This is a genomic window from Sphingomonas sp. 10B4, assembly GCF_035019905.1.
GTDB classification, from domain to species: domain Bacteria; phylum Pseudomonadota; class Alphaproteobacteria; order Sphingomonadales; family Sphingomonadaceae; genus Sphingomonas; species Sphingomonas glacialis.
The window spans coordinates 1-20,375 of the sequence record NZ_JASJVC010000046.1; the positions used below are offsets into that span (position 1 = coordinate 1).

The 20,375-nt window shown below is 67.2% G+C and carries 20 protein-coding genes and 1 pseudogene; 4 read left to right on the forward strand and 17 right to left on the reverse strand.

The genetic code is table 11. The features are described from left to right. Positions 1 to 165 precede the first annotated feature (165 nt). From murC to QN347_RS13355, 14 genes are all read right to left on the reverse strand, one after another. Positions 166 to 1,569, reverse strand: a complete 1,404-nt coding sequence (murC, locus tag QN347_RS13290) for a UDP-N-acetylmuramate--L-alanine ligase (protein WP_322160486.1) — start codon at positions 1,567 to 1,569, stop codon at positions 166 to 168. Further along, positions 1,566 to 2,708, reverse strand: coding sequence for an undecaprenyldiphospho-muramoylpentapeptide beta-N-acetylglucosaminyltransferase (gene murG, locus QN347_RS13295; RefSeq protein ID WP_322160487.1), 1,143 nt, complete (start codon positions 2,706 to 2,708; stop codon positions 1,566 to 1,568). The genes murC and murG overlap by 4 nt, the downstream gene beginning before the upstream one ends. Continuing rightward, entirely contained in the window at positions 2,708 to 3,889 is a 1,182-nt protein-coding gene (locus QN347_RS13300) for an FtsW/RodA/SpoVE family cell cycle protein (RefSeq protein WP_133192062.1), read from the reverse strand. Before QN347_RS13300 ends, murG begins: the two co-directional genes overlap by 1 nt. A 38-nt stretch (positions 3,890 to 3,927) precedes the next feature. Beyond that, positions 3,928 to 5,229 carry a UDP-N-acetylmuramoyl-L-alanine--D-glutamate ligase gene (gene murD, locus QN347_RS13305; protein WP_322160489.1) on the reverse strand — a complete coding sequence of 434 codons (1,302 nt, stop codon included), beginning with the start codon at positions 5,227 to 5,229 and terminating at the stop codon, positions 3,928 to 3,930. Beyond that, positions 5,226 to 6,296: a phospho-N-acetylmuramoyl-pentapeptide-transferase gene (mraY, locus tag QN347_RS13310; protein ID WP_133190014.1), complete on the reverse strand. Its 1,071-nt coding sequence runs from the start codon at positions 6,294 to 6,296 to the stop codon at positions 5,226 to 5,228. The genes murD and mraY overlap by 4 nt, the downstream gene beginning before the upstream one ends. Beyond that, complete coding sequence (locus QN347_RS13315) at positions 6,296 to 7,699, reverse strand: UDP-N-acetylmuramoyl-tripeptide--D-alanyl-D-alanine ligase (RefSeq protein ID WP_322160490.1); 1,404 nt, start codon at positions 7,697 to 7,699, stop codon at positions 6,296 to 6,298. The genes mraY and QN347_RS13315 overlap by 1 nt, the downstream gene beginning before the upstream one ends. A 136-nt stretch (positions 7,700 to 7,835) precedes the next feature. Further along, positions 7,836 to 9,251 (reverse strand): UDP-N-acetylmuramoyl-L-alanyl-D-glutamate--2,6-diaminopimelate ligase, encoded by a 1,416-nt coding sequence (locus QN347_RS13320; RefSeq protein ID WP_322160492.1) that lies wholly within the window; start codon positions 9,249 to 9,251, stop codon positions 7,836 to 7,838. Beyond that, the gene (locus QN347_RS13325) at positions 9,248 to 10,987 is read right to left on the reverse strand and encodes a penicillin-binding protein 2 (RefSeq protein ID WP_322160494.1); all 1,740 of its coding nucleotides are present in this window, start codon (positions 10,985 to 10,987) and stop codon (positions 9,248 to 9,250) included. Before QN347_RS13325 ends, QN347_RS13320 begins: the two co-directional genes overlap by 4 nt. Beyond that, positions 10,984 to 11,598, reverse strand: coding sequence for a hypothetical protein (locus QN347_RS13330; protein WP_322160495.1), 615 nt, complete (start codon positions 11,596 to 11,598; stop codon positions 10,984 to 10,986). The genes QN347_RS13325 and QN347_RS13330 overlap by 4 nt, the downstream gene beginning before the upstream one ends. Continuing rightward, positions 11,598 to 12,557: a 16S rRNA (cytosine(1402)-N(4))-methyltransferase RsmH gene (gene rsmH / locus QN347_RS13335; RefSeq protein ID WP_322160497.1), complete on the reverse strand. Its 960-nt coding sequence runs from the start codon at positions 12,555 to 12,557 to the stop codon at positions 11,598 to 11,600. Before rsmH ends, QN347_RS13330 begins: the two co-directional genes overlap by 1 nt. Next, on the reverse strand, positions 12,554 to 13,054 hold the full coding sequence (locus QN347_RS13340; protein WP_133190026.1) for a division/cell wall cluster transcriptional repressor MraZ: 501 nt from the start codon (positions 13,052 to 13,054) through the stop codon (positions 12,554 to 12,556). Before QN347_RS13340 ends, rsmH begins: the two co-directional genes overlap by 4 nt. 331 nt (positions 13,055 to 13,385) lie before the next feature. Beyond that, positions 13,386 to 13,688, reverse strand: a complete 303-nt coding sequence (locus QN347_RS13345; protein WP_133190028.1) for a hypothetical protein — start codon at positions 13,686 to 13,688, stop codon at positions 13,386 to 13,388. Positions 13,689 to 13,738: 50 nt separating this feature from the next. Beyond that, positions 13,739 to 14,731 (reverse strand): cysteine synthase A, encoded by a 993-nt coding sequence (locus QN347_RS13350; protein ID WP_133190030.1) that lies wholly within the window; start codon positions 14,729 to 14,731, stop codon positions 13,739 to 13,741. Positions 14,732 to 14,900: 169 nt separating this feature from the next. Then, the gene (locus QN347_RS13355) at positions 14,901 to 15,227 is read right to left on the reverse strand and encodes a DUF962 domain-containing protein (RefSeq protein ID WP_189675491.1); all 327 of its coding nucleotides are present in this window, start codon (positions 15,225 to 15,227) and stop codon (positions 14,901 to 14,903) included. Between the two features lie 301 nt (positions 15,228 to 15,528). Between QN347_RS13355 and QN347_RS13360 the strand changes: the two genes are divergently transcribed. From QN347_RS13360 to aat, 4 genes are all read left to right on the forward strand, one after another. Beyond that, on the forward strand, positions 15,529 to 16,932 hold the full coding sequence (locus tag QN347_RS13360; protein ID WP_322160500.1) for a type VI secretion protein ImpB: 1,404 nt from the start codon (positions 15,529 to 15,531) through the stop codon (positions 16,930 to 16,932). Positions 16,933 to 17,033: 101 nt separating this feature from the next. Further along, a complete protein-coding gene (locus tag QN347_RS13365) occupies positions 17,034 to 17,411 on the forward strand; it encodes a hypothetical protein (RefSeq protein WP_133190034.1) in 378 nt (125 codons plus the stop codon). A gap of 113 nt (positions 17,412 to 17,524) precedes the next feature. Then, on the forward strand, positions 17,525 to 18,250 hold the full coding sequence (locus QN347_RS13370) for a ParA family protein (RefSeq protein ID WP_189675492.1): 726 nt from the start codon (positions 17,525 to 17,527) through the stop codon (positions 18,248 to 18,250). Between the two features lie 65 nt (positions 18,251 to 18,315). Beyond that, positions 18,316 to 18,987, forward strand: coding sequence for a leucyl/phenylalanyl-tRNA--protein transferase (gene aat, locus QN347_RS13375; protein ID WP_416194507.1), 672 nt, complete (start codon positions 18,316 to 18,318; stop codon positions 18,985 to 18,987). 35 nt (positions 18,988 to 19,022) lie between these two features. Here the strand turns inward: aat and QN347_RS13380 are convergent. From QN347_RS13380 to QN347_RS13390, 3 genes and pseudogenes are all read right to left on the reverse strand, one after another. Continuing rightward, positions 19,023 to 19,256, reverse strand: a pseudogene (locus QN347_RS13380) (DUF2155 domain-containing protein); the annotation flags it as partial. A 185-nt stretch (positions 19,257 to 19,441) separates the two neighbouring features. Beyond that, entirely contained in the window at positions 19,442 to 19,834 is a 393-nt protein-coding gene (locus tag QN347_RS13385) for an NADH:ubiquinone oxidoreductase subunit NDUFA12 (protein WP_133190040.1), read from the reverse strand. A 42-nt stretch (positions 19,835 to 19,876) separates the two neighbouring features. Further along, entirely contained in the window at positions 19,877 to 20,368 is a 492-nt protein-coding gene (locus tag QN347_RS13390; protein ID WP_322160504.1) for a DUF192 domain-containing protein, read from the reverse strand. Between the last annotated feature and the right edge of the window lie 7 nt (positions 20,369 to 20,375).

Here is a 20,375-nt window from a genome sequence, read left to right on the forward strand (position 1 = left end):
AGATGTGTATAAGAGACAGGGCATGACCGACCTCGGACTGGGTTAGGGGAGGGAATGACCTGGACGCTTGGGCAACGCCTGAAGAAGAAGGCCCTCCCCCAGCCCCTCCCGCGAGCGGGAGGGGGGAAGAAGCAGCAGGAGAAGACAGAGAAGACTCGCGCACGCTCATCGCGCAGCCTCGATACCAGCCGCCAAACCTGCAGCCCACTTGGTAATATCCCCTGCCCCCAGGCAGACCACCATATCACCCGTCTGCACGACCTCGGCCAGCCGCGCCGCAAGCGCCTCGGGCCCGGCGATCGTCGCCGCAGAGCGATGCCCGCGCCGCTTCAACCCCTCGACCAAAGCCTCGGCATCGACCCCCTCGACCGGCGCTTCGCCCGCCGCATAGACCGGCGCCACGAACACCATGTCGGCATCGTTGAACGCGCCCTGAAACTCCTCCATTAGATCGCCCAATCGCGAGAAGCGATGCGGCTGCACCACCGCGATCACGCGATTTTCGACGCCCTCGCGCGCTGCCGACAGCACTGCACGGATCTCGACCGGGTGATGCCCGTAATCGTCGATGATCGTGACGCCACCCGTCTCGCCCACCTTGGTAAAGCGCCGCTTCACCCCGCCGAACTTGGCGAACCCCTGCTGGATCGTCGCATCGTCGATCCCGAGCTCGAGCGCCACGCCGATCGCGGCGAGCGCGTTCTGGACGTTGTGGCGCCCCGGCATCGGCATTTCGATCCCCTCGATCGAGCGCGTCGTCCCGTCACGGTGTCGCACGATCACCTCGAAGCGGTTGCCCCCGGGGATCGGGGTGACGTTCACCCCGCGCACGTCGGACTGCGCCGAAAAACCGTAGGTCACGACACGCCGGTCGCGGACGCGCGGAATGATGTTCTGCACTTCGGGATGATCGAGGCACAGCAAGGCCGCGCCATAGAAGGGCACGTTCTCGACGAACTCGACGAACGCATCCTTCACCGCGTCGAACGAGCCATAGTGGTCGAGATGCTCGGGATCGATATTGGTGACGACCGCGATCGTCCCGTCCAAACGCAGGAAGCTGCCGTCGCTCTCGTCGGCCTCGACCACCATCCAGTCGCTCGCGCCGAGGCGCGCGTTCGAGCCGTAGGAATTGATGATCCCGCCATTGATCACGGTTGGATCGACCCCGCCCGCATCGAGCAGCGCCGCGACCATCGACGTCGTCGTCGTTTTGCCATGCGTCCCGGCAACCGCGACGGTCGATTTCAGCCGCATCAGCTCGGCGAGCATCTCCGCGCGCCGCACCACCGGGATGCGCCGTTCGAGCGCGGCCTCGACTTCGGGGTTGCCGCGTTTGATCGCGGTCGACGTGACGATCACCGCGGCATCGCCGAGATTGTCAGCATGGTGCCCGATCAGCACCTTGATGCCACGCGCGCGCAGACCTTCGACGACATAGCCCTCGGCGACGTCCGAGCCCTGCACCGCATAGCCGAGGTTCTTCATCACCTCGGCGATGCCCGACATGCCGATGCCGCCAATGCCGACGAAGTGGATCGTCCCGATGTCGGTTGCGACGCCCCTCATGCGAATGCTGCCTTTACGGGCTGCGGCTTGCCGATCGGCATGTCGCCGAGCGGATCGCCGAGGCTCTCGACCAGATTGGCAAGGTCGCGCACGGCATCGGGCCGCCCGCACGCCCGCGCACGCCCGGCGGCGTTCTGCAGCGCTTCGGGGTCGAGCCCGAGCTTCTGCATCTGCTTGGCAAGCTCGACCGGGGTGAAGTGACGCTGATCGATCGTCCGCGCGCCGCCCGCTTGCGTCATCTCGCGCGCATTGGCGGTCTGGTGATCGTCGGTCGCCGAGGGGAGCGGCACGAGGATCGCCGGACGCCCGGCACAGGTCAGTTCGGCGAGCGTCGAGGCCCCTGCGCGGGCGATCACGAGATGCGCCCAGGCAAGCTGTTCGGGCATGTCGGGCAAGTACGTGGCAAGGTCAGCGGCAATCGACAGCTCGGCATATTTGGCGCGGCAGGCCTCGATATCCTCGATCCGCGCCTGGTGGGTGACTTGCAGACGCCGCCGAAAGGCGACGGGCAACATCGAAAGGCCGTCGGGGACGACCTGCGAGAGGACGCTCGCGCCCTGGCTCCCGCCGGTGACGAGGACGCGGAAGATACCGTCCTCCTCGAGCAGCGGATACGGCTTGGAGCGCAAGGCGAGCACCGCGTCGCGCACCGGATTGCCGACGAGATGCGTCTTCGCCTGCAACTTCGGCTTGAGCCGAGCAACGTCGGCGTAGGACGTGGCGATCGCATCGACCTTGCCTGCGACGAGCCGGTTGACGCGGCCGAGCACGGCGTTCTGTTCGTGCACCGCAGTCGGAATGCCGTGGTTGAACGCGCCGAGCAGCGCCGGGAGCGCCGGATACCCCCCAAAGCCGATCACCGCATCGGGGCGAAAGCTCTTGTACAGCTCGATCGCCATCGCGCGCCCGTTGAGCATCGCGCGCGCCGCCTTCAGATAGCCGATCGGCCCGCCGGTGAGGCGTCCGGCCGGGAGGATATGCGTCTGGATCCCCTCGAACAGCCCGGGAAAGCGCACGCCGCGCTCATCGCTGACGAGCGCGACATAATGCCCACGCTGGATCAGCTCGGCGGCAAGGGCGGCGGCCGGGACCATGTGCCCGCCGGTGCCGCCTGCTGCCAATACGAAATGCTTTGCCATTATATGCCGCTCCGATGCGCGATATATTTGGATCGCGTAACGAACGGATTGCGCCGGGTAAACGCCAGCAGCAACCCCATCCCGATCGACAGCGCGACAAGCGACGATCCGCCATAGCTGATGAAGGGCAGCGTCATCCCCTTCGACGGCGCGAGCCCGGTGTTGACCGCCATCGAAATCAGCGCCTGCACGCCGAACTGCGTCGCGAGCCCGGCGGCGGCGAACAGGCGGAATTCGTCCTGCTCGTCGAGCAACTTGACGAACACCCGTACGACGATTGCAAGGAACAGAAACGCGATGATCATGCACGCGATCAGCCCGAATTCCTCGCCGATCACCGAGAAAATATAGTCGGTATGCCCCTCGGGCAGCCGGAACTTCATTGCGCCGCCGCCAGGGCCGGTCCCGCGCCAGCCGCCCGCGGTGATCGTGTCGTGCGCGGCATTGGTCTGGAAATGGTCGGCCGCGCCGATGCCGTCTGCATCGGGGAACAGGAACGCGTTGATCCGCGCGCGTGCCGTCCCGTAGAACATATAGGCCGCCCCCAGCCCCAGCGGCACTGCGGCGATCAGCCCGCCGATCACCTTGGGCGACGTGCCCGAGATCATCAGCAACGCCATCCACACCGCGCAGAACACCACGGTCTGCCCGAAATCGGGCTGGAGCATCAGCAACAGCGCGACGAGCGCGGTCATCCCGCCGGTGATCATGACCACCGGCAGCGATTCGTCCTGCGCGCGCATCGACAGCACCCAGGCGGCGGTGACGATGAAGAAGGGTTTGAGGAACTCGGACGGCTGGAGCAGCGATACGCCGAGGTTGAGCCAGCGCGTCGCGCCGTTCTTCTGCACGCCGATCACCGGCACGAGCATCAGCAATATCAGACACGCGACTGTGCCGATCAACGCCATCCGTCGCGCGACCGGCACGGGCAGCATCGAGACGACGAGCAGCACGGGGAGCGACACGCCGACCCAGGCGAGCTGCCACCACAAATAGAACAGCGGCGGGACGACATGCTTGCCGTCCGAATAGCGTGTCGCAGCGGCAGGCGACGCCGCACCGACCGCAACGAGCCCGACCGCCACCAGCAGCAGCGTCAGCAGCAGCAGCATCCGGTCGATATCCCAGAACCACATGCCGAGCGCCGAGCGGTCTCCCCGACCGCCGCGATGCTTCATGCTCTTCCACAGCTTTGGAGGCGGGGTGCGCTGCTCGGTCACGCCAGCGCCTCGACCGCGGCGCGGAACTGGTCGCCGCGATCCTCGAAATCGCGGAACTGGTCGAACGAGGCGCACGCCGGCGACAGCAGGACGGTGTCGCCCGGCTGCGTGTTGGCGGCGGCCTGCGCGACGGCGGTGGCGAGGTCGCCGCTCACCGTCACGGGGATCTTGCCGTCGAGGATCGCGGCGAACGTCTGGGCGGCGTCGCCGATAGTATAAGCGTGGACGACATGGCCGAACGACGGAGCGCAGGCGTCGAGATCGTCCGACTTGGCCTTGCCGCCGAGGATCCAGTGGATCCGCGTGAACGCCGCGAGCGCGGGCGCGGTCGATTCGGGGTTGGTCGCCTTGCTGTCGTTGACGAACGTGACGCCGCCCCGCACCGCGACGCGCTCCATCCGGTGCGGCAGGCCGGCGAAGCTTTCGAGCCCGCGATCGATCATCGCCTCGGGCACGCCGAGCGCCTGGCATACCGCAATCGCGGCGAGCGCGTTCTGCGCATTGTGCGGCCCCTGCAGGCTTGGCCAGCGCGACTGGTCCATGCACACGCCCGGCGCGATCTTGGTGAGATGCTCGCCACGTCCCGAAAGGCTGCGCGCGATCAGCGCCGAGGGGGTATCGCCGATGCCGATAATGGCGTCGTGCGTCGTGGCCTGCATCGCGAACAGCCCTGCCTTCGACGCGGCGTACGCGGCAAACCCGTCATAACGGTCGAGATGGTCGGGCGTCAGGTTGAGCAGCACCGCGACTTCGCAATCGAGGCTGACGGTAAGGTCGATCTGGTAGCTCGACAGTTCGAGCACATAGACGCCGCCTTCGGGCAACGGCGTCTGTTCGAGGACCGGCAGGCCGATATTGCCGCCCATCAGGCTGGAGATCCCCGCGCTCTGCAGGATGTGGTGGACGAGCGCGGTGGTGGTCGACTTGCCGTTGGTCCCGGTGATGCCGACGACCTTGTGCGCGGGGAGCGCCGGCCGCGCCTGCGCGAACAGTTCGATATCGCCGATGATCGGAATGCCGGCGGCGCGCGCCTTCGCGGCGACGGGATGACGGTTGAGCGGAACGCCGGGGGAGACGATCAACGCGTCGAAATCGGCAAGATCGACCTCGAGCGGGTCGGCCAACACCAGATCTTGCCCGACTGTGCGAGCGCGGATGTGGTCGCGCCGCTGCTCATCCGAATCCCACGCAACGACTCGCGCGCCGCCAGCGAGCAACGCGTGCACGCTCGCTGCGCCCGAGCGTGCGAGCCCCAGCACAGCGAAGCTCTTGCCGCGCCAGAGGGGCGAGACGATCACCGCAATTTCAACGTCGAAAGCCCCGCCAGCGCGAGCACCAGCGCGATGATCCAGAATCGGATCACGACGGTCGGCTCGCTCCAGCCGAGCTGCTCGAAATGATGGTGGATCGGCGCCATCTTGAAGACGCGTTTCCCGGTGCGCTTGTAGAAGAACACCTGGATGATGACCGACATCGCCTCGACGACGAACAACCCGCCGATGATGCCGAGCACGATCTCGTGATGCGCGACGACCGAAATCGCGCCGAGCGCGCCGCCGAGCGCAAGGCTCCCGGTATCGCCCATGAAGACCGCGGCAGGCGGCGCGTTGAACCACAGGAAGGCAAGTCCCGCCCCCACGATCGCCCCGCAGAAGATCGCGAGGTCGCCGGCGTGCGGCACATGCGGAATGCCAAGATAATGCGCGAAATCGGCGCGCCCGACGAGATAGACGATCGCCATGAAGGCGACGCTCGCGATGATGACGGGCATCGTCGCGAGGCCATCGAGCCCGTCGGTCAAGTTCACCGCATTGCCGAACGCCACGATCGTGAACGCCGCGAACACGACGTAGAAATAGCCGAGATCGATCACCGACCCGGTGTAGAACGGCAGATAGAGATGCGTCCCGTTCTGGTGGACGATCAGCATCGCGGCGATCCCGGCGATGACGAACTCGCCGATCAGCCGCATCCGGCTCGACACGCCCGCCGTGCTCGCCTTGCGGACCTTGTCATAGTCGTCGAGGAACCCGATCGCGCCGAAGCCGAGCGTCACGAAGGTGCATGCCCAGACATACGGGCTCGAAAGATCCATCCACAGCAGGATCGAGGCGACCATCGAGGTCAGGATCATCAGCCCGCCCATCGTCGGCGTGCCGCGCTTGGCGAGATGCGATTGCGGGCCGTCGCTGCGAATCGGCTGCCCCTTGCCCTGGCGCAGCCGCAGCCAGCCGATGAAGCGTGGGCCGATCAGCAAGCCGAGGAACAGCGACGTCGCGACCGCGGCGCCGGTGCGGAAGCTCTGGTACCGGATGAGATTGAGTAGCCCGGGGAAACCCAAATAATCGGCGATGAAATAGAGCATTAAAGTGTCCCGCCCCGCAGGTTTTCCGGTATCCTGCTTCGCAGGTCGGCGACAATTGCCGAGAGCCCTACGCCGTTCGATCCCTTGATGAGTACCGCATCGCCCGGTGCCAGCAACTTCAAAAGACTGGCGCGCGCCGCGGCGGCGTCGGCGACATGGACGAAATCACCCTTCCCCTCAAGCACGTTTGCCAGCGGCGCCATCGCTTCACCGACAAGAATGCCCGCTTCGACCCCGGCCGCAAGAATCGGCTCGAGCAATGCGGCATGATAGCCGTCCGAACGCTCGCCGAGTTCGCGCATTTCGCCGAGCACGACGATCTTGCGCGTCGCGCGCTCGGCGCCGAGGACGGCGAGCGTCGCGCGCATCGACGACGGATTGGCGTTGTAGCTTTCGTCGATCACCAGCGCGTCACCATCGCCGAGCGGCATCGTGAAACGCGCGCCGCGCCCGGCGAGCCCGCCGAGCTCGGCAAGCGCAAGCCCTGCCGCGGCGAGATCGCCGCCGACCGCGTCGACCGCTGCCAGCACCGCGAGGCTGTTCGACACCCAATGCTGCCCGGGCTGGCTGATCGTGAAGCTCAGCTCGCGCTCGCCCACCACCGCGGTCACGAAGGTCGCGCCGCTTGCCAGCCGCATCGATTCGATCGCGCGGACGTCGGCGCCCTTGTCGAGCCCGAAGGTCACGGTCCGCGCGGCATGCGGCGCGGCGGCGGCGACCAAGCGGTCGCGGTGCGGGCTGTCATACGGCACGATCGCGACGCCGCCGGGTTCGAGGCCTTGGAAGATCTCGCCTTTGGCATCGGCGATCGCGGCTTCGTCGCGGAAGAAAGCGGTGTGCGCAGGCGCGATCGTCGTGACGATCGCGACGTGCGGGCGGACGAGCTGGGTGAGTGCGCTGAGTTCGCCTGCGTGGTTCATGCCCATTTCGAACACGCCGAAGCGGGTTTCGGCTGGCATCCGCGACAGGCTGAGCGGCACGCCGGTATGGTTGTTGTAGCTCTTGACCGAGCGATGCGCCGCCCCGCGCGCGCCGCGATCGAGCGCTGCGAAGAGCGCTTCCTTCGTGCCGGTCTTGCCGACCGATCCGGTGACGCCGATGATCTTCGCCGCTGTCCGTGCGCGGGACGCACGGGCGAGCGCGTCGAGCGCGGCCGTCGTGTCGGCGACGAGCACGTGCGGATGCTCGACCGGCTGCGAGACGATCGCACCCGCCGCGCCTTGGGCGAAGGCTTGGGGTAGGAAGCGGTGGCCGTCGGTTGCTTCGCCGGTGAGCGCGATGAACAGGTCGCCGGGGCCGACTTCGCGTGAGTCGAAGGTGACGCCGGTGGCGGTGAAGGGTGTCGATGCCGTGCCGCTGGTGGCGGCGGCGAGATCAGCGGAGGTCCAGAGACTCGCGCTCACAACTCCCCTCCCGCTTGCGGGAGGGGCTGGGGGAGGGAAGTGCCGAACATAGAGAGCGCGCCGCTTGAGGCACGCCCCTCCCCTAACCCCTCCCGCAAGCGGGAGGGGGATAAGAAGCAGGAGAAGCGAGGGTAAATCACGCTGCCATCTCCCGCGCAACGCTCACATCGTCGAACGGCAGCACAAGATCGCCGACGAGCTGCCCCTGTTCATGCCCCTTGCCCGCAATCAGCACGATGTCCTGCGGCCCCGCCGCCGCGATCGCCGCGCCGATCGCCTCGCGGCGCGAACCGATCTCGGTCGCGACAGGCGCGCCTTCGAGCACCATCGCGCGGATCGCCGCCGGATCTTCCGAGCGCGGATTGTCGTCGGTGACGATCACCTGGTCCGCCATCGCCGCCGCGACCGCACCCATCGCCGAGCGCTTGCCCTGGTCGCGGTCGCCGCCCGCGCCGATCACGACGATCAGCCTGCCCGCCGCGTGCGGCTTGAGCGCCGAGATCGCCGCATCGAGCGCATCCGGGGTATGCGCGTAATCGACATAGACAGGCGCCCCGCTCTGCGCGATCACCGCGCGCTCGAGCCGTCCGCGCACCGGCTGGAGGCGCGACAGCGCCGACAGCGTCGTTGCCACATCCCCGCCGGCCGCGATCACCAGCCCGGCAGAGACCAGCGCATTGGCCGCCTGGTACGCGCCGATCAGCGGCAGATTGATCTTGTACGTCTTACCCTCGGCTTCGATCGCGAGCCCCTGCCCAAGCAAGGTCGGCACGCGTCCGACGAGCTTGAGCGTCTCGCCCTGCGTCCCGACCGAGATCACCCGGATCCCGCGCGACCGCGCGACCTCGGCGACGCGCGCCGACATCGGATCATCGGCCCACACCACCGCGACGCCGTCCTCGACTAGCACTTCGGAGAACAATCGCAGCTTGGCCTCGAGATACGCCTCCATCGTGCCGTGATAATCGAGATGATCGCGGCTGAGGTTGGTGAACGCCGCCGCCGACACGCGCAGGCCTTCGGTGCGATATTGCGACAAGCCGTGCGACGAAGCCTCGAACGCGACATGGCTCACGCCCTCGCGCGCCAGCCCCGCGACGTTCGAGAGGAAGGTCACCACGTCGGGCGTGGTGAGGCCGGTCGAGACCTGATCGTCGCCCGTCGTCACCCCGAGCGTCCCGATCGAGGCGGCATGGAACCCCGCCATCCGCCACAATTGGCGTACCATCTCGACGGTCGAGGTCTTGCCGTTGGTCCCTGTCACTGCGACCGCCATCCGCGGGAAAGGCGCGAAGAAGCGCGCCGCCAGCTCGGCGAATTTGCGCCGCGGCTCGGCATCGGCGACATGCAGCGCGCCTTCGACCGCCGCCTCGGGCCGCGCCACCACCGCGATCGCGCCACCGGCCACCGCGGCGGGGACAAAATCCTCGCCATTGACGACCGCACCCTGGAACGCACCGAACACCACGCCCGGCGCGACCTTGCGATGGTCGATCGCAAAGCCCGTCACGGTCGTATCCGGGGCGCCGGGAACCAGCGCCGAAAGCTTCATTGCTCTTCTCCGCCGGTCGGGGGCTTGGCACCCGCGACCAGGCTCAGCATCGGTTGCAGATCGGCGAGATTCACCTCGCGCCGCGTATCGGGCATCACACCGAGGATCGCCCCCGTGCGCGCGATCACGCGGCCCACCACGGGCGCCGCGTTCCACGCCGCGGTCTTCCAGCCGCCCGTCTCCTTGGTGCCCTGCGGCGAATCGAGCATCGCCAGCACGACGTAGCGCGGCGCATCCATCGGGAAGGCAGCGACGAAGGTCGCGACGTTGCGATGATGGTCGTACCCGCCGTTCGAAGCCGCCTCGGCCGTCCCGGTCTTGCCGCCGACGCGGTAGCCCGGCGCATCGCCCTTGCGCCCGGTGCCGTAAAGGCAGACGAGCCGCAGCAGCTGGCGCATCCGCGCGCTGGTCTGCTCGCTCAGCACGCGCCGCCCCGCCGCAGCTTTGCCAGGTGCCACCTTGAGCAAGGTCGTCGGCCGCCAGATGCCGCCATTGACCATCGTCGCATAGGCATTGGCGAGATGCAGCGGGGTCACCGCGATGCCGTGGCCGTACGCCGTCGTCATCACCGTGGTGCGCCCCCAATAGCGCGGCCAGATCGGCCCGGCGCGCTCGCGCAGCTCGATCGAGGGGCGCTCGCCAAAGCCCATCGCGGTAAACATCGCCGAAAGCTTGTCCTTGCCGATCTCGTCGGCGATCCGCGCGGTCGCGACGTTCGACGAATAGATCAGCGTCTCGGGGATGTTGAGCCAGCGTTTCGGGTCGCCGCGTTCGTCATGGATCGTATAGCTGCCGACCTTGAGCGGCGCGGTCGCATCGAAGCGGCGCGCCATCGACGTGATCGTGCCGGTCTGGATCGCGGTCGCCATCGTGATCGGCTTGAAGGTCGAGCCGAGCTCGTAGACCGATTGCGTGACGTTGTTGCGCAAAGCGTCGCTGGTGGTGCCGGTCAACTTGTTGGGATTGTACACCGGCAGCGACGCCATCGCGATCACTTCGCCGGTGCGCACGTCGAGCACCAGCCCGGTCGCCGCACGCGCCTGGAACATCACCATCGCGCGGCTGAGCTCGCTCTCCATCGCGCCTTGCACGCGCGCATCGATCGACAGGTCGATCGCGTCACCGCGGCGAGTCGGATCGGTGAGGCGCTGCTCGAACGCGCGCTCGACACCGGCGCGGCCGAGAATCTTGGGATCGGTGCCGGTCGGCCCGATATAGCCGAGCACGTGCGCCGCCATGGTCGATTGCGGATAGAGCCGCTCGGGCTCGCGCGCGAAGACGATGCCGGGTTCGCCGAGCGCGTGGACTTGATTCACCATCGCGGGCGAGGCGTGCTTGTCGAGATAGGTGAACTTGGCCTTCATCGTCAGCCGGTCGAGATACCAGGCCGAATCATGCTCGGGCATCAGCCCGGCGAGCCGCCCCGCCAGTTCCTGTCGGTCGCCGAGCACGTCACCCGGGCGCACGCCGATCGTCCACGCCTCGATCGTTCGCGCGAGCGGCTGGCCGTTGCGGTCGAGAATGTCGCCGCGCACCACCGGATTGATCGCCAGCGTCGCCGCGCTCGCCGGGCCGCCGAACAGCCCGAGCAACGCGATCCGCCCGATCACTAACAGGAAACCCGCCGCGATCAGCAGCATCAACATCATCAGCCGCACATGCGCCACCGCAACCAGCGCATGCCGCTGATCGTTCGAGCGACGGGCGGGGACGGGGCGGGCGACCAACGTGCTCATCGAGAGGTCCGTTTTTCAGCGCGCGCGCTGCTGCGCAGATCGCCGATCACGCTGTCGTCGAGCAAGGCGCGATCGAGCAAGGCGACCGCGGCACGGGGACGCTCGCGGCTGACCGACGCCATCGCGGTACGGGCCACGGGCGCCGCGACCGCACCCGACACTGGTGCGACCCGCTGCGCCGGCGCGGCGGCGGCGGCGCGTGGCGCGGCCGGAGCACCGGCGGTCGCGACCGCAGGCTGGATCACCGGCTGCTGGCTCATCGCCACGGCAGCGGGAGCGGCTGGAACGAACGAGGCCATTTGCGGCGCCGTGCCACGCTGCGTCGGTTCGATCGACGCCAAAGCGCTCTCGTCGGCGACGAACTGGTCCGCCGCAGGCGCGACCAGCCCCAGCGTCTCGGCATTCCACTTGTCGAGCTGGGCAAGGTTGGCGCGCGTGTCGAACTCGGTCTCGAGCGCGCGGATGTCGCGCTTGGCGCGGACGATGTCCGCGGCGGTGCGGTCGAGTCGCTTGCGCTCGGCGGCAACCTGTAACGGCACCAGCAGGAAGCCGAGCGCCACCGCGACGCCGGCGAGGAACCAACCGAGACTCTTGCCCGCAAGACCCAGCATTACAAACTTCCTTCTGACCATGCGGCGGCACCGGTCCGTCGTGCCGTCCGCAACGTTGCCGATCGCGCGCGGGGGTTGCGCGCGATCTCGTCCTCGCTCGCCTTCACCGGGCGACCGACCTCTTCGAAACTGGGGGCGTGCTTCGCCGCGACCTCGGGCAGATGCCGCGACCCCGACGGCAGCGACCCAGAGCGTTCGCGCAGGAAGCGCTTGACCATGCGATCTTCCAGGCTGTGGAAGGTGACGATCGCGAGCCGCCCGCCGGGCGCGAGCGCGCGTTCGGCGGCGGCGAGGCCGTCCTCGAGCTCGCCCAGCTCGCGATTGATGTGGATGCGGATCGCCTGGAAGGTCCGCGTCGCGGGATCCTTCTTGTCGTGCGGCTTGTAGCCGAGCGCCTTGCGCACGATCCGCGCCAGCTCGCCGGTCCGCGCGATCGGGCGATTGTAGACGATCGCCTGTGCGACGCGGCGCGCGCGCGGCTCCTCGCCATATTCCTTGATGACGTGCGCGATCTCGGCTTCGTCGGCGGTGTTGAGGAAGTCGGCGGCGCTCATGCCCTCCTGGCTCATCCGCATGTCGAGCGGGCCATCGGACTGGAACGAGAAGCCGCGCTCGGCCTGATCGAGTTGCATCGACGAAACGCCGATATCCATCGTCACGCCCTGGACGGGCATGGCGTCTCGCACTGCGAGTTCGCTGTCGAGCGCCGAGAAGGTCGCCGGTATCAGCGTCAGCGCACCGGCGGAGGAATCGACAAGTGCGCCCCCCGCCGCGATCGCATCAGGATCGCGGTCGAAGGCGAAGACGCGCGCGCCGCGCGCGAGCATGCCCGACGTGTAGCCGCCCGCACCAAAGGTCGCGTCGACATGGCGTTCACCAGCCTCGATCGCGAGCGCGTCGAGCACTTCGTCGAGCAGCACGGGGATATGCGGGGCATCGGCCTGGATCACGTCGCTCACAGCGCGATCCCCTTGGTCTTGCAATGATAGCGGCACGCCGCCTGCATCGCATCGTCGACGCCGACCGCGTCGAGCAGCGTCTTGGGATCCCAGATGTCGATCCAGTCGAACGTACCCCAGAAGAACGCATTCTCGGCGATCCGCGCATAATCGCGCGGGAAGCCGGGCATGATGAAGCGGCCCGATCCATCGAACGGCACGGCTTCACCGCTGGCGTTGCGGCGCTTGAGGTTGAAGTCGGGCTTGCCGTGCTCGGCGATGTGGCGCGCCTGGAGATCCTCGACCTCCGCCTTCAGGATGCGGACATAGCCCGGATCGTACGCGCGCAGGCAGGTCTGCTCGGGATGGACGCCGATGATAACGGTGCCGCCGTCCTTGCCGTCGGCGCGCGGGCTGTTGGCGGCGAGCGCCTGACGCAGCGATGCAGGAATCGCGACCCGGCCCTTGTCATCGACAAGTCCCAGTCCCTCCCCCTGATAATCGCTCCGGTCTTCCACGCTTCCCCCGCACACGGCGGACAAGCCTCTCCCGAACCGAAAAGTGCCCAATCGCAAATTTCGGTGCCTGTAGTGTCAGCGCATGACGCGCAGGCGAGATAAGTCTGTCCCTGTAGCGAACAGTTACCATGGGGCCAATCGGGGACACAAGGGGAAATCCGGGGATGTACCGGGAAATGAGCTCAATCGCTTCGATTCAGCTTCGAGGATTTTTGCGCCATATCAGGTTGTTCTCGCTGTGTTCGAAGATGCGGCGCAAAACGCAGGTGAACACCCGCGCAAACCGCAGGTCGCGGGTGGGTTTCCCGTAAAATCCCCACCGCTCCCACGCTCAGTGGTTGGCTGCGGCAGGACGCGTTTCGACGGTATTGCCATCGGGCGTGGCAGCGCTCGGCGCGACGCCGAGTTCGGCAAGCGGCTCCTTGGGCGCGTTGGGATCGACGATGTTCGCCGCGACCATATTGGCGACGACGTCTGGCCGCGCACTGCCGATCGCCGCGACTTGCCGATCGTGGTTGGCAGTCGCGAAAATCGCCGAAGCGAGGCCGATGAGCAGCAAAACGGCGGCGAGACCGATCATGCCGACCTTGGCGCGCTGGCTCGTCTGAGCCGGATCCTGGGCGATGATTTTCATAAGCTGTGGCATAAATGTAACGTGTTAAGGCACGGTTGTCGATCCCGCGATCAATCGTGCAGTAACCAAGGTGGAACGACCAGCCCCTTGGCCTCTAGCCATGCGCGGTTGTAGAGCGTTGATAGGTAACGGAAACCGCTGTCGCACAGGATCGTCGCGACTCGGCTGCCCGTGCCGATTTGGCGTGCAAGGCGAACCGCGCCGGCGACGTTGATTCCCGAGGAAAGCCCGAGGCACAGCCCTTCCTCGGCGAGCAGCCGCGTGACCCATTCCATCCCCTCGGCATCCGAGATTCGGAACTGCGTGTCGATCGGCGCGCCTTCGAGATTCGCGGTGATTCGCCCCTGCCCGATTCCTTCGGCGACCGACGACCCTTCCGACTTCAATTCGCCATGCGCATAATATTCGTACAGCGCAGCGCCGTGCGGATCGCTGAGTGCGATGCAGACCTTCTCGTCCTTGGCCTTCAGGCCAAGGCCAACGCCCGCAATCGTCCCGCCCGTCCCCGCGGCACAGGTGAAGCCGTCGATTCGCCCGTCCATCTGCGCCCAGATCTCCTCGGCGGTGCCGGTGATGTGCGCCTTGCGGTTGGCAATGTTGTCGAACTGGTTGGCCCACACCGCGTTCGGGGTCTCATCGGCGATCCGGCGCGAGGTGTGGACGAAATGGCCAGGGTTCGAATAGGGCGCCGCCGGGACAAGCACGAGCTCGGCGCCGAGCGCGCGCAGCGTGTCCATCTTCTCGCGGCTCTGCGTCTCGGGCATGACGATGATCGTCTTGTAGCCCTTGGCATTGGCGACGAGCGCGAGCCCGATCCCGGTGTTGCCCGCAGTTCCTTCGACGAAGGTGCCACCCGGCGCGATGCTCCCGCGCGCCTCGGCATCCTCGACGATCCCGAGCGCGGCGCGGTCCTTGACCGAGGCACCAGGGTTGGCGAATTCGCATTTGCCGTAGATTTCGGCACCGGCGGCTTCGCTCGGCCCCTTCAACAGGACGAGCGGGGTGTTGCCGATGAGTGCGAGCGTGTTGGGCGTGGTGTGCATCGCGCAGACATAGCGTGCCTGTCCGCCCCTGCAATGGAGGGCCGCTTTGCTGACGACAAATCCGCCTTTCAGTCCTCCGCCGGGAAGCAATGACGCGCCGCTCCGCTGGCGCGAAAATCTTTTAGACGGAAGAGCGCCTACGCCGACATCGTCGCGGCCAGCAACCGCGCTAGGCCACCCCCGCCGCGCGCAGATGCGGCCGCAGCCGTCCACTCAGCCACAGGAAGAACATCCGGTAATCGCTCGCGAGCGACCAGAGCGGATAGGTGAAGGTCGCCGGGCGGTTCTTCTCGACGCCGAAATGCGCGCCCCAGGCAAAGCCGTAGCCGGCGATCGGCAGCGCCAGCCACCACCACCCGCCCCATTGCAGCGCAACCGCAAGGAACAGGAACGTCAGCCCAGTGCCCGCATAATGCAGCGCGCGCGTCTGCGGCCGCGCATGCTCGCGCAGATAATACGGCCAGAAGTCGGCGAAGCGGGTGATCGGATGCGCCATGGCGTCGATGCTATCCTTCCCCGCGCCCGTTGCAAGCCCTGCCCGGCGCCCCGTCCGAATTGCTGAACGCGCGATTGTACGAGGAATGGCGCGGCTGATCAGTGAGACCCACCGCATCAGCGGCAGCCCGCGGTGCGGCTCGGCGGGATCGAGAATGTTGTGGTGGCCATGACGAGAAGACTCTCGCCGATCTCCATGACCGCATCGCCCGGACGATCGCGTGCCTCCCCTGCCCCGTGCGTGCGGGGAGAGCTTATTGCAGCCCCTGTTCCCGGCATGCAGCGCGTGATATGTTCCTGCAATGTTCACGATCGCTTCCGAGTCCGCCGCTCAGCGCGCCGCCGATTCCTACGGAGCGGAAATCGGCCGCGAGCGCGCCGCCCCGCCTCCCTGTGAGGCGCCCCCGGGGCGCGACGCGCACGTTTTTCCGCCGCGGCCGCTGCGCTGGCTGTTCCTCGATCTCAACAGCTATTTCGCCGCAGTCGAGCAACAGCTCGCGCCCGAATTGCGCGGCAAGCCGATCCTCGTTGCGCCCGTCGACAGCGATACCACCGTCGCGATCGCCGCGAGCATCCAGGCCAAGCGCTTCGGCATCCGCACCGGCACGCCCGTCTGGGAAGCGAAGCGGTTGTGCCGCGAGCTGATCGTCGTCCCCGCCCGCCACGACAAATATGTCGAATTCCACGAGGCGATCGTCGCCGAGATCTGGAAGCATATTCCCGTCACCAAGGTCTGCTCGATCGACGAGGTCGCCTGCCGCCTGCTCGACAATGAGAACAGCGTCGCCGAGGCGACCGCGCTCGCACGGCGGATCAAGGCCGGGATCCTCGCACATGTCGGCGAATGCCTGACGAGCTCGGTCGGCATCGCCCCCAACCGGCTCCTGGCGAAGCTCGCGTCGGACATGCAGAAGCCCGACGGGCTCGTCGTGCTCGAAGCCGCGAGCTTGCCGCAGCGGCTCTACGATCTGCAACTGCGCGACATCAGCGGCATCGGCGCGAAGATGGAGCGGCGGCTCGCGCAGGACGGGATCAACGACATCCGGCAATATTGCGAGCGCCGCCCGCGCGACGCCGGCACCGCGTGGGGCGGCACCAATGGCGATCGGCTGTGGTACCAGCTCCACGGCGTCGATCTGCCCGAAAAGGCGACGCAAAGCCGCAGCATCGGCCACAGCCATGTGCTCTCGCCGGGCAAGCGCGGCGTCGTACCCGTCCGCCTCACCGCACGCCGGCTCGCCTTCAAGGCGACCAGCCGGTTGCGCCGCAAGCAGTACCGCGCACGGCTCCTGGTGCTCCACGCCCGTTTCGAGGACGACAAGTCGAGCTGGCGCACGTCGGTCAAACTGCCCGCGACGCAGGACAGCTTCGTCGTGCTCGCAGCACTCGAGTCGCTGTTCCCGCGGCTGATCGCGGCGGGGCGGACGCGACGCGGCGATTTCCAGATCCGCATGGTCGGTGTGACGCTTGCCGAGATCGAACCTGTCGCTGGCGAACAGGATTCGCTGTTCGGCCTGCTCGACCCCGACGACCCGCTCGCGCGCGAAACCCGCACGCTCGCGCTCAGCCGCGCGATGGACCGGATCAACGAAAAGTTCGGGCGCAATGCGGTCAGCCTCGGTCCGCAGCACGGCGAGCGAATCGACCGCATCGGAACCAAGATCGCCTTTGGCAGAATCCCGGATCTTGATGAGTTTCATGAATGAAGATGAACCTCGGATGACCGAATTATTGCAACGCAAGAAAGTGTACGTCGCAGTAACACTACCCTCTTGACGCACAATGTTGCGTGCGCGAAGCCGTTGGCATGACCACTCGACTCCTCCCCGCCGCCGCGTTCGCGCTCCTTGCCCTTTCGGCCTGCGACAGCAAGCCGACCGAAGTGACCTCGGTCACGCCCGACCCGATGGCGTCGGTTCTCGCCAACAAGGCGCCGGTCGAGCTGCCGCCCGCGATCAAGTCCGAAGCGACGCTGCGCTGCAAGGACAACAGCCTTGTCTACGTCACGTTCTTCGAAGGCGACAAGCAAGTGCTGGTCAAGTCGAAGCCCGACGCGACCCCGGTCAAGCTCACCGCCGAAAAGGCCGGCGATCCGCTCAAGGCCGATGGCTATGTGCTGACGGGCAACCCCAAGGCCGTCACGCTCACGCAGCCGGGCAAGCCTGCCCAGCTCTGCGACATCTGATCCTTTCACGGAAAGCCCCTCCTCCCTCGGGGGCGGGGCTTTCCGTCCTCCAAACCTTGCCTCTGCCGCGGCGATTGGCCACGATGGGTCGTTCGATACGATAAGGACCCTTCATGTCGACGATCGCGATCTACAGCCTCAAGGGTGGCGTCGGCAAAACGACGCTGACGGTGAACCTCGCCTGGTGCGCGGCCACGCTGTCGTCGCGCCGGACGCTGTTATGGGATCTCGATCCGCAAGCCGCCTCGAGCTTTCTCCTGTCGAACCGCGCCGCCGGCACCAAGCCGCGCGAACAAGCGCAATCGGTCTTCGCCAAGGATGTCGAACCCGAAAAGCTGATCGAGCAGACCGCGGTCGCGCGGCTCGACCTGCTCGCCGCGGATGCGTCGCTGCGCGGGCTCGATCTGCTGTTCCACGAACTCGACAAGAAGAAGCGGCTGCAGAAACTGCTCGTCGGCCTGCGCAAGAATTATGACCGCGTGCTGCTCGATTGCCCGCCCGGCCTGACCGAGACGAGCGATCAGGTGATGCGCGCCGCCGATCTGATCGTCGTTCCCGTCATCCCCTCGCCTTTGTCCGAACGCGCGCTCGCCGAAGTGGTCAAGCATCTCGGCGCCAAGGTCGAGGTCATGCCGGTCCATTCGATGGTCGACCGCCGCCGCAAGCTCCACGCCGACGCGATCGCGCGGCATCCCGACTGGCCGGTGATCCCGATGGCGAGCCAGGTCGAGCAAGTCACCGTGCGTCGCGAAGCGGTCGGCAGCTTCGCGCCACGCTCGGCGGGGGCGCAGGCATTTGCCAGTCTGTGGCAGGCGATCGAGCGCCGCCTCGCCGCGTGAGACCGCGCGTCACGCCGCTCGATCCCAATCTCGTGCTCGGCGCCTATTCGGTCGGCGTCTTCCCGATGGCCGACGGGCGCGACATCGACGACGTCTATTGGGTCGAGCCCAACGACCGCGCGATCCTCCCGCTCGACGGTTTCCACCTCTCGAAATCGCTGCGCAAGACGATCGCGACCGAGCGCTACCGCGTCACCGCCGACCGTGCCTTCCCCGACATCCTGCGCTTGTGCGCCGAATCGGCCGAGGATCGCCCCGACACCTGGATCAACGGGCCGATCGAACAGGTTTTCAACATGCTCCACACGCTCGGCTTTGCGCATTCGATCGAAGTCTGGGACGGCGAGACGCTGGTCGGTGGGCTTTACGGCCTCGCGCTCGGCCACGCGTTTTTCGGCGAGAGCATGGTCAGTCGCGCGCGCGACGCGTCGAAGGTCGCGATCGCGTGGCTCGTCGCGCGGCTGCGCGTCGGCGGGTTCAGCTTGCTCGATTGCCAGTTCATGACCGATCACCTCGCCTCGTTGGGGGCGGTCGAGATCAGCCGCGCGGCCTATCTCGCGTTGTTGTCGCCCGCGGTATCCTCGGCGATCGGCTCATCGGCTTCGTCGGTCTCGGTCGCCGATTTCTTCGCGCTCGACCGCGGTTTCGCGCTCGGATCGCCCCCACCGCCGACCGCGATCGAATCGGGGCCGCCTTCGGGGAAGGTCATCGCGCAGCTCTTGACCCAGACGTCGTAGATCGGGTGCGGCACGACGTTGAGCGCGGGCCGTTCCTTGAACAGCCAGCCCGAGAACGGACGGCGCCACACCTTGTCGGTGCCCTGCACGTCGAGCTGGACGAACGCGCCGGTATAATGCTCCTGCTCCCACGGCGCGGTCTGCTCGCACGCGCGCAGCCGGATCACGACATCGCCGACGCGTACTGCAGTACCGGGCTTGAGCGTCACGTCGCGCGCCACGCCGTTGCGCTTGTTGAGCAGTCCGAGCGTCGCGACGCGCTGCGCCATCGGCGTCGCGCCAAAGCTCGGGTCGACGCCGCCACCGACATCGACCGTCACGATATTGGCAGCGCTAGTGTCGGCGTCGAGCGCGGTCTCGGGAGTCGGCTGCTGCGTCGGCGCGGCGGTCTTGGTCGGGCCGCAGGCGGTTACCGCCAGCGACACCAGCACCACGCCCACCAACGCGCGGCGAATCACGCGTCGGGGGTCCAGGCTTCGTAATCGCCCGTCGCGGCGGCGCGCACGCCGCCCTTTTCAAGCGCACCGCTCGGCCGATACGCAGCAAGCGTGCCGGTGAGATTGGGCTCGGCGGGGATCTGCCAGGCGCGCGGCGCGGGCAGCGCGCGCGAGGGGACATCGGCGACTTGATGGTGCAGCCAGCCAAACCATTCGGGCGGCACGCGGCTGGCATCGTTGACGCCGTTATAGATCACCCAGCGCCGCGGGTTGCCCGCGGTGTCGGCACCGCCCTCGTAATAGACGTTGCCGAGCGCGTCTTCGCCGACACGCGCCTTGCCGCGCAGACCGAATGCCGTGCCCCAGCTCGCGCCGGTCCACCACGTGAAAGGATTGAGATTGATGCCCATGGCGTAGCGCTTAGCGCGGGCTCGCGCCGCCTTCAACCGCGATCACTTCGCCGGGCGCCCTTGCCAGCTGACATGATCGCCCTCGCTGATCCCCAGATCGAGCGCGCGTCCGCCCCGCAGCTCGAGCACCGCGCTGACCGGCTCGCCCGAGGGGATCTGCGCTTCGGATTGCGGAACGGTGTTTTCGGCGATCCGCGCGATCGTCCCGTCGGGGCGGATGAACAGGATGTCGAGCGGGCTCGGGGTGTTCTTCATCCAGAAGCTCGCCTCGCGCGGCGGCCCCTTGGGCGGGTACGGCGCGAACAGCATCCCGCCATCGAGCGGAATGTCGGTGCGGAACATCAGCCCGCGCTGCTGTGCTTCCTCGGTCTTGGCGCGTTCGACCGCAAAGGCGTGCGTGCCGTTGCTGCTGGCGATCGTCAGCGCGATCGTCCCGGCGGGCGCCTCGGCAGCTTGAGTCGTGGGCGCCGCGGTGCATCCAGCGGTCGCGAACACCAAAGCGAGCGCCGCCGCGCGCGCGTTTGCAACAACCATGGGTACG